Annotated in this window: 10 protein-coding genes; 4 read left to right on the plus strand and 6 right to left on the minus strand. The window is 59.3% G+C overall.

The features are described from left to right. The coding region (locus FEM54_RS34375; RefSeq protein ID WP_205894420.1) for a hypothetical protein at nt 1-217 on the plus strand (217 nt) is incomplete at its 5' end. On the opposite strand, the gene FEM54_RS20490 is transcribed toward FEM54_RS34375, so the two are convergent. The 3 genes from FEM54_RS20490 to FEM54_RS20500 form a co-directional block, all read right to left on the minus strand. After that, entirely contained in the window at nt 201-746 is a 546-nt protein-coding gene (locus FEM54_RS20490; RefSeq protein ID WP_138452716.1) for a sigma-70 family RNA polymerase sigma factor, read from the minus strand. The genes FEM54_RS34375 and FEM54_RS20490 overlap by 17 nt on opposite strands. Nucleotides 747-868: 122 nt before the next feature. Further along, the gene (locus tag FEM54_RS20495; RefSeq protein ID WP_138452718.1) at nt 869-1,660 is read right to left on the minus strand and encodes a phosphate/phosphite/phosphonate ABC transporter substrate-binding protein; all 792 of its coding nucleotides are present in this window, start codon (nt 1,658-1,660) and stop codon (nt 869-871) included. Nucleotides 1,661-1,669: 9 nt separating this feature from the next. Beyond that, nucleotides 1,670-2,599, minus strand: coding sequence for a fatty acid desaturase (locus FEM54_RS20500; protein WP_138452720.1), 930 nt, complete (start codon nt 2,597-2,599; stop codon nt 1,670-1,672). Between the two features lie 301 nt (nt 2,600-2,900). Here FEM54_RS20500 and FEM54_RS20505 point away from each other — a divergent pair, with 301 nt between their 5' ends. Both FEM54_RS20505 and FEM54_RS20510 read left to right on the plus strand, forming a co-directional pair. Beyond that, the gene (locus FEM54_RS20505; protein ID WP_138452722.1) at nt 2,901-3,338 is read left to right on the plus strand and encodes a GNAT family N-acetyltransferase; all 438 of its coding nucleotides are present in this window, start codon (nt 2,901-2,903) and stop codon (nt 3,336-3,338) included. 59 nt (nt 3,339-3,397) lie between these two features. Further along, nucleotides 3,398-4,216 (plus strand): class I SAM-dependent methyltransferase, encoded by an 819-nt coding sequence (locus FEM54_RS20510; RefSeq protein ID WP_138452724.1) that lies wholly within the window; start codon nt 3,398-3,400, stop codon nt 4,214-4,216. Nucleotides 4,217-4,382: 166 nt separating this feature from the next. Here FEM54_RS20510 and def read toward each other — a convergent pair whose 3' ends face one another. From def to FEM54_RS20525, 3 genes are all read right to left on the minus strand, one after another. Next, nucleotides 4,383-4,922, minus strand: a complete 540-nt coding sequence (gene def / locus FEM54_RS20515) for a peptide deformylase (RefSeq protein ID WP_138452726.1) — start codon at nt 4,920-4,922, stop codon at nt 4,383-4,385. Between the two features lie 3 nt (nt 4,923-4,925). After that, entirely contained in the window at nt 4,926-5,876 is a 951-nt protein-coding gene (locus FEM54_RS20520) for a YihY/virulence factor BrkB family protein (RefSeq protein WP_017139198.1), read from the minus strand. A gap of 179 nt (nt 5,877-6,055) precedes the next feature. Further along, nucleotides 6,056-6,241, minus strand: a complete 186-nt coding sequence (locus FEM54_RS20525) for a CsbD family protein (RefSeq protein WP_017139197.1) — start codon at nt 6,239-6,241, stop codon at nt 6,056-6,058. Between the two features lie 199 nt (nt 6,242-6,440). Here FEM54_RS20525 and FEM54_RS20530 point away from each other — a divergent pair, with 199 nt between their 5' ends. Then, nucleotides 6,441-6,818, plus strand: coding sequence for a hypothetical protein (locus FEM54_RS20530; RefSeq protein ID WP_017139196.1), 378 nt, complete (start codon nt 6,441-6,443; stop codon nt 6,816-6,818). The last annotated feature ends 45 nt before the right edge of the window (nt 6,819-6,863 follow it).

Genomic DNA, 6,863 nt, shown 5'->3' on the forward strand with positions numbered 1-6,863 from the left:
GGGTAGGCTGCGTCAGGACAGCGAGTGCCAGCAGCGAGCCACCGAGCAGGTTTTTAATTGTTTTCATGCAGAACCTCATTTTCCGGAACACAGGAGATCAACGGTGGGAGCTGGCTTGCCTGCGATGGCAATGGTGGCTTCAACATCGCTATCGCAGGCAAGCCAGCTCCCACACTGGATCGGTGTGCCACTCAAGTTGTTTAAAAGTCATAACTGAGCCGCGTGTAGCTGTATGGCTGGCCGGGCGTCTGGCGCAGGCAACGGTTGAGGGCGCGGGCCATGTAGCCGCTGACCGAGCGTTGGGAAATCCCCAGTTCGGCGGCGATCTCGGGATACGTCAGGCCATTGAGCTGCGAAAGCAAAAAGGTCGCCCTGACCTTGGCCGGCAAGCCGTCGAGCAATTGGTCGATGGCCTGCAGGGCTTCGAGCATTTGCGCGAGGTCTTCAGGCGACGGTGCGTTGCAGGTTTCGTCGTTGTCCAGGGCGCCGAGATAAGCGCGTTCCAGGTCACGGCGACGCCACAGTTGGTACATCAAACGCTGAGCGATGGTGGTGAGCAAGGCACGGGGCTGACGAATCGGCAGCACGCCGGGCGAACTCAGCAGTTGGACGAAGGTGTCGGCGGCGATGTCTTCGGCGTGTGCGCGGGAATCGAGGTGGCGGTGCAAACGGCTGCACAGCCAGTCGTAATGACTGCGGAACAATCCGCCCACGTAATCGCTGTGAGAAGTGTCGGCGCCGGACATAGTGGCTCCATCTGAGAAGGTTGCGCGTTATGTCCGGTGTTCCGGTGGAGCGATCCTAGCAAGGCCGCTTATTCTTTAATAATATTTAAAATGCATTCTTATATAACCGATTGTTCGCACGATCAGCGTAGGTGCGGGTAGCCGGCAGTGGCGGCGGCTTGTTGATAGTTCAGCAGGACTTGATAGTCGTCTTCGCTGGCAGGCAGAACTGCCTGGATGCCCAGGGTTGCGACCACGTGCGGTAAATCCTGCAACGCCTGATTCATCACCTCACGAATGTGCGCTGCTTGCTCATCGCTCAAGTGCAGCGGGCCGATGAAGGGCAAGGTCGGGCTCGGCGCGCTGCGGGTGACGATGCGCAGCCCCGCCACTTCTTCGGGGGCGAAACGGGCGAGGTAGTCGTAGGTCACGCTGTCGACGGCGGCAAGGTCGGCGCGGCCTTCGCGCAGCCAGCGCAGGCTTTCGCGGTGGGCGCCGCTGATGCCGACGCTGGCGAAGAAACGGCCGTCGCGTTGCAGCGGGGCCAGGCGTTCACGCAGCAGGTTCATGCCGCTGTTGGAGTCGTGGCCGTTGATCACGCCGCGACTGTCGTAGAAGTCCGCCAGTTCGTTAAGCGAGCTGTCCTCGCGGGTCAGCAGCAGGCTGCAATGTTCGCCCTGGCTGCTGTGGGCCAGCTCATAGCGCGGGCGGCCGATCACGCGCACTTTGCCGCGCAGTTGGGTCATCAGCGGGTAGCCACAGGTTTGCGTCACCAGCAGCTCGGGCGCGAGCCACAGGCCGTGCAGGTCGAGGTGGTCAGCGTTACGGCGCGTCAGGTTCAGGCGCTCAAAAATACGCGCCAGCCACGCTTGGTTGGCCTGTAGCACTGCTGCGGGCGCGACGTACATCAGCAGCTCGGCGAAGTGGTCACTCATGGTCGTCTCTCACGCAAAAGGGTGCCTTGGGCTGTCGATGGCCTTGAGGCCGTGGCGGCTGATCAACTGGCCATAACCCTGCACCAGAAAGCCGCCACTGCGCGCGACCCATTGTTCACGTCGCGCCCGGTAGACCGTTGGCAGCAGATACCAGGGCAACTTGGGCAAGTCGTGGTGCACCAGGTGCAGGTTGTTATTGAGGAACAGCCAGGTCCACGGCCAGGACGCTTCGTTGAGCACCGTACGCTGTTCCGGCTGCGGGTGCGGGCGGTGTTCATAGTAGGAACGGATCGACGCCAGGGACAAGGCTGGCGCGGTCACCAGCAGCAGGTAATGCCATACCGGGATGGCGCTGGAGTGGGCGATAAAGCTGAGCATCAGGATTGTCACGCCGCCGTGGGCCAGCCACATTGGCCACACCTGGGGCAGGCATCGGAGTTGATGACGCGCCAATCGGGCGATGGCCAGCGGCGATGCCAGCAGGAAACGCCCCAGTAGGGTTTTGGTCAGCCAGTGAACGCCGCGCTTGAGCAACGAGCTGTTATCCCACTGGTGTTGATTGAGGTAGCGGCTTTCCGGGTCGATGCCCGGCAGGGTCAGGTCTTCGTCGTTATGGTGCAACAGGTGACTGTCGCGGTACAGCGTGTAGGGATACCACACGGCAAACGGCGCGTAGCCGAGCAGTTTGTTGATCAGGGGCGAACGGGTGGGATGGCCATGCAGCAATTCGTGTTGCACCGACAGCCAGAGTGTCACCAGCGGGATCAGCAACACCGTGCTCAGCCACAGGCCCAGCCAGTGGCTGGCGAGGATCACGGCGAACCAGCCGGTATATACGCCGATCAGCAACAGCCAGGTCGGCCATTCGGTGACTGCGGTAAAACTGCGTGCCAGGGCTTCGATTTCCCGGCGTTGGGTCAGATCAAGGTAGTTGGCCATCGGCAGCTCAGAGCAGGTGTTTCCTGCTCTGTGCAGTGAGGCGCAAAAATCTTGCAGATCGTTTGGTTCTAAGCTTGTAACTCAGTGACCGAACAGGCCGGTTTCAGTCTTCTTGGCTTTTTTGTCGGCGCGTTTTTCATCGGCGGTCTTTGCCGGCTTTTTCTTCGCGGCTTTCTTTGAATCCATACCTTTGGCCATGATGCATGCTCCACGTGAAGGGGATGTAACACTGGGTATACCACCTATTGCCCGGCAGAAGGCGCTTATAATCGGCGGCCCTTGATTACGTTGCTCAAACACCATGCCCGAACTGCACATCCAACTGCTGGCAGAGCCACTGTGGCCGCTGCTGAACAAGTTTTACCGCCGCCATAATTCGCCGATGAAGGCCCTCAAGGGCGGCCGCTTGTGGGTGGCGCGTGACAGCGAGATTGTCGCCGGGTTGTGCCTTACGCCTGTGGTGGGAGGGCAATGGCTGACCGGCGTGTTTGTTGACCCGGCCTATCGCGGCCACGGGCTGGCGGCGCGGTTGATTGCTGCGGCAGTGGCCGATGTGGAAGGCACGGTGTGGTTGCTGTGTCATCCGCAGCTGGAAGGGCTCTATCAACATATGGGTTTCACCCAGGAAACCACCCTGCCCCAATCGCTGGGTGAGCGCCTGGCGCGCTACAAACGCAACAAGCCAATGATCGCCATGGGCTTAGACCTTTTAGTGAGGTCCACTGCGGATAATGTGTGATCGGCCCGTGCAAGGCCCGTGCTAGCCTCGACAGCACAGTGGCCCCTTACAGGATGATCATGAAAAACACGCTTGCAGTGCTGTCTCTTACCGCCCTCCTCGCTCCGGCTTTAAGCCAGGCAGCGAATGCGCCGATTACCGCCGAGCAATACGCCAGCGTGCTGGCCGGCAGTTGGCGCGACCCGGCCAATAGCGCGCGTGACGGTTACCGCCACCCGCAGCAAACCCTGGAGTTCTTCGGCCTGAGCGCCACACAGAGCGTGATCGAAATCACCCCGGGTGGCGGTTGGTTCAGCGAAATTCTCGCGCCGCTGCTCAAGGACCACGGGCATTACATCGCCGCCGTGCAAGCTGCCAGCAGCAGTGCTTATGCTGCGACGTCCGAACAGAACCTGAAAAACAAATTCGCCGCCGACCCTGCGCGCTATGCCAAGGCCGAAGTCGTCGAGTTCAACCCCAAGGCCCCGGTGCTCGGCAAACCGGCTTCGGTGGACGCCGTGCTGACCTTTCGCAATGTGCATAACTGGGTAGACGCAGGCACCGCGCCAGCGACCTTCAGCGCGTTCTACACCGTGCTCAAACCAGGCGGTGTGCTGGGCGTGGAAGATCACCGGGCCAAAGACGGCGCGGACCTGGAAGCGATCAAGGACAGCGGCTACCTGACCACGGCGCAAGTGGTGAAGCTGGCGACGGACGCCGGGTTCAAGCTGGCCGGGCAGAGCGAGGTGAATGCCAACCCCAAGGACACCAAGGATTACCCGGGTGGCGTGTGGACGTTGCCGCCATCGCTGCGCTATGGGGAGCAGGATAAGGCCAGGTATGTCGCGATTGGCGAGTCGGATCGGATGACGTTGCGGTTCGTTAAACCCGCCCGATAACTCTGTTTGGAATGCATTCCAAATGTGGGAGCTGGCTTGTGTGGGAGCTGGCTTGCCTGCGATGCAGGCACCTCGGTTTATCAGTGTCACCGAGGCGATGCTATCGCAGGCAAGCCAGCTCCCACATAAGCGCGCTCCGACATTTAGATATGAGCGTTCCTAAGGGTTACTCGTCAGCGTTTGGATCCATATCCGGGAACATCACTTCGATAAACCCGAACTTGCTGAAGTCGGTAATCCGCGAGGGATACAGCCGGCCGATCAGGTGATCGCATTCATGCTGCACCACCCGTGCATGGAAGCCGTCGGCAACGCGCACGATCGGCTCGCCCTTGGGATCGAAACCCTCGTAGCGAATCTGCTGGTAACGATCCACCGCGCCACGCAGGCCGGGCACCGACAGGCAACCTTCGTAACCTTCTTCGAGCAACGGGCTGAGCGGCGTGATCAGCGGGTTGATCAGGATGGTCTGCGGCACCGGCGGCGCATCCGGGTAGCGTTCGCTGGCCTCGAAACCAAAGATAACAAGCTGCAGGTCCACACCAATCTGCGGCGCGGCCAGGCCGACACCGCCGACGTGTTCCATGGTCTGGAACATGTCATCAATCAACTGCCACAGCTCAGGGCTGTCGAACATTTCCGGCGGAACCGGTGGCGCGATGCGCAGCAGGCGCTCGTCGCCCATTTTCAGGATTTCACGGATCATCGATCAGACTTCATCGGTAGTGGGCTTGGAGTGGTCCCGGCCCAGGCCTGAGACGTGCTGTTTTTCATTCGTGTGGCTGTCTTCATCAAATTCCTTTTCACCTGGGTCCTTGCCTTCGGCCGACATGTGCTCGATCACGGCATTCATCTCCGCGCCGAGCAACAACACAGCGGCGGAAATATAGAAGTACAGAAGCAGGACGATGATCGCACCGATACTGCCATACATCGCGTTGTAGTCAGCAAAGGTTTTGACGTAATAACCAAAGCCCAGCGAGGCGATGATCCACACCACCACGGCCAGCACTGAGCCTGGGGTGATAAAGCGGAATTTTTGCTCAACATCGGGCATCACGTAGTACATGAGGGCCACGGCGAACATCAGCAGAATCACGATCAAGGGCCAGCGCAGGATGGTCCATAAGGTGACCACGAATTCCTGCATGCCGATCTGCCCGGCGAGCCATTCCATGACTTGCGGGCCGAGCACCATCAGTGCGGCAGCAGCGAGCAACATGCCGGCGATGCCGACAGTGTAGAAAATCGACAGCGGGAAGCGCTTCCAGATCGGCCGGCCTTCGACCACGTCATAGGCGGCGTTCATCGCGCTCATCATCAGTCGCACGCCGGCCGAGGCGGTCCACAGCGCGATCACGATACCCACCGAGAGCAAACCGCCCTTGGACTGCTGCAACTGGTCGATCACCGGGTTGACCTGCTCCAGCGCCTGGGGAGGCAACACCAGTTCCGACTGCATGCGCAGCCAGGTGAAAAAGTCCGGCAGGTGCAGGAAGCCGATCAGGGCAATGAGGAACAGCAGGAAGGGAAACAGCGAGAACAGCATCTGGTAGGCCAGTGCCGAGGCGTAGGTGGGCATTTCGTCATCGACGAATTCCTTGACGGTGCGCAGCAGCACTTTGTGGAGCTTGAGGCCGTCTAGTACCGGAAAAATCATAGCGTCTCCTTTCGCCGCAAAAGGGTGAGGTCGTGGGCGACTCAGGGGCCGTTTTCTACATCAAAGTAGCCCATTTGGCGACTTTGAAACAATTTCCAAACTTTAGTTGCACGCTTCACATAAAAACGGCCATCCGTAGATGGCCGTCGGGCTGCATGAATCCAGCCGGCGATTCAGTGTTACTTGACGGCTTTTTTTACCGCATCTTTGGTGTCGCCGACGGCTTTTTCGACCTGACCTTTCTTCTCCTGCAAAACGCCTTCAGCGTGCAGCTTGTCATTGCCGGTGACTTTGCCGACACCTTGCTTGATGTTGCCGACAAGTTCATCTTTCAAACCTTTTGCCTTATCCGATGTGCTGCTCATGGTATTTCTCCGAAAGAACAATCAAGGGTTTTGGTCATTACCTAAAGATTGACCCGAGGCCGTTCGGCAGAGTTTCAATTATTTTCAGCGCGCATTTCATCGCCGGCGACAGGTTTGGCTTTATGTTTTGCCGCTAACCCATGAGAATGCCCGGCACATTCAGGCTATAACGCTGAATAACAGATCCCGTAGGAAGGTTATGAAACTCAATAAAGCACAGGCCATCGCCCGCAGAAACCAGGAACTGGGCGGTGCCGTACTCGGCGTCAACAACTGCCACTTCACCGACCTGGACAGCAAACGCAACATCTGGTGGTTCGACCTGCCGCTGGTGCGCATTGGTGTGGGCCAGTACGAGTGGGTTCACTTGTTGATGCACAACGCCGAGACTGACCAGTTGCTGCACCTGAAGGTGCCGACGGCGTTCCTGCGCGAACACATCGAAGGGTTGGTGGTGCGCAACGCGGGCAAGCGCAAGCCGGAGATTACCCTGGAGCTGAGCGCGGATAAGGATTCGTTCTTGAAGGATGTGCGCCCGGCAGGTGCTGGCGTGGGCTTCGCGCAGTTCGCCTTGTAACAACTCGATTAAAACATGTGGGAGCTGGCTTGCCTGCGATGGCGG

This window comes from Pseudomonas edaphica, assembly GCF_005863185.1.
In the GTDB taxonomy this organism is placed as follows: domain Bacteria; phylum Pseudomonadota; class Gammaproteobacteria; order Pseudomonadales; family Pseudomonadaceae; genus Aquipseudomonas; species Aquipseudomonas edaphica.